Origin of the sequence: Emticicia agri (assembly GCF_004168285.1) — a bacterium.
In the GTDB taxonomy this organism is placed as follows: domain Bacteria; phylum Bacteroidota; class Bacteroidia; order Cytophagales; family Spirosomataceae; genus Emticicia; species Emticicia agri.
Genome location: NZ_SEWF01000171.1, coordinates 1 through 2,028, shown reverse-complemented (window position 1 = coordinate 2,028; position 2,028 = coordinate 1). Strand labels below are relative to the sequence as shown.

Below are 2,028 nucleotides of genomic sequence, written 5' to 3'. Positions count from 1 at the left end.
TGGGAGGCAGCATCAGCTGGAGTAATGGCAGCACAGGTAACAGCATCACTGTACCATCAGGGACAGCAGGTACTTACAGCTTCACAGCGACCTGTAAAGTAACGACCAAAAACAAAGAATGTAGTGCAACCGGCACAGGCAAAGTGATTGTGAATCCATTGCCAACGGTAACCGTAAGCTATGTAGTGGTTTGTCTGAATGAGACCGCAACCTTGACAGCGAGTGGATGTGTGGGAGGCAGCATCAGCTGGAGTAATGGCAGCACAGGTAACAGCATCAGTGTACCATCAGGGACAGCAGGCACTTACAGCTTCACAGCGACCTGTAAAGTAACGACCAACAACAAAGAATGTAGTGCAACCGGCACAGGCAAAGTGATTGTGAATCCATTGCCAACGGTAACCGTAAGCTATATAGTGGTTTGTCTGAATGAGACCGCAACCTTGACAGCGAGTGGATGTGTGGGAGGCAGCATCAGCTGGAGTAATGGCAGCACAGGTAACAGCATCAGTGTACCATCAGGGACAGCAGGCACTTACAGCTTCACAGCGACCTGTAAAGTAACGACCAACAACAAAGAATGTAGTGCAACCGGCACAGGCAAAGTGATTGTGAATCCATTGCCAACGGTAACCGTAAGCTATATAGTGGTTTGTCTGAATGAGACCGCAACCTTGACAGCGAGTGGATGTGTGGGAGGCAGCATCAGCTGGAGTAATGGCAGCACAGGTAACAGCATCAGTGTACCATCAGGGACAGCAGGCACTTACAGCTTCACAGCGACCTGTAAAGTAACGACCAACAACAAAGAATGTAGTGCAACCGGCACAGGCAAAGTGATTGTGAATCCATTGCCAACGGTAACCGTAAGCTATATAGTGGTTTGTCTGAATGAGACCGCAACCTTGACAGCGAGTGGATGTGTGGGAGGCAGCATCAGCTGGAGTAATGGCAGCACAGGTAACAGCATCAGTGTACCATCAGGGACAGCAGGCACTTACAGCTTCACAGCGACCTGTAAAGTAACGACCAACAACAAAGAATGTAGTGCAACCGGCACAGGCAAAGTGATTGTGAATCCATTGCCAACGGTAACCGTAAGCTATATAGTGGTTTGTCTGAATGAGACCGCAACCTTGACAGCGAGTGGATGTGTGGGAGGCAGCATCAGCTGGAGTAATGGCAGCACAGGTAACAGCATCAGTGTACCATCAGGGACAGCAGGCACTTACAGCTTCACAGCGACCTGTAAAGTAACGACCAACAACAAAGAATGTAGTGCAACCGGCACAGGCAAAGTGATTGTGAATCCATTGCCAACGGTAACCGTAAGCTATATAGTGGTTTGTCTGAATGAGACCGCAACCTTGACAGCGAGTGGATGTGTGGGAGGCAGCATCAGCTGGAGTAATGGCAGCACAGGTAACAGCATCAGTGTACCATCAGGGACAGCAGGCACTTACAGCTTCACAGCGACCTGTAAAGTAACGACCAACAACAAAGAATGTAGTGCAACCGGCACAGGCAAAGTGATTGTGAATCCATTGCCAACGGTAACCGTAAGCTATATAGTGGTTTGTCTGAATGAGACCGCAACCTTGACAGCGAGTGGATGTGTGGGAGGCAGCATCAGCTGGAGTAATGGCAGCACAGGTAACAGCATCAGTGTACCATCAGGGACAGCAGGCACTTACAGCTTCACAGCGACCTGTAAAGTAACGACCAACAACAAAGAATGTAGTGCAACCGGCACAGGCAAAGTGATTGTGAATCCATTGCCAACGGTAACCGTAAGCTATATAGTGGTTTGTCTGAATGAGACCGCAACCTTGACAGCGAGTGGATGTGTGGGAGGCAGCATCAGCTGGAGTAATGGCAGCACAGGTAACAGCATCAGTGTACCATCAGGGACAGCAGGCACTTACAGCTTCACAGCGACCTGTAAAGTAACGACCAACAACAAAGAATGTAGTGCAACCGGCACAGGCAAAGTGATTGTGAATCCATTGCCAACGGTAACCGTAAGCT

At 49.4% G+C, this 2,028-nt stretch carries 1 pseudogene; it reads left to right on the top strand.

The annotated features are described in order from the left end of the window. Nucleotides 1-2,028: pseudogene (locus EWM59_RS28180) on the top strand (hypothetical protein); the annotation flags it as partial.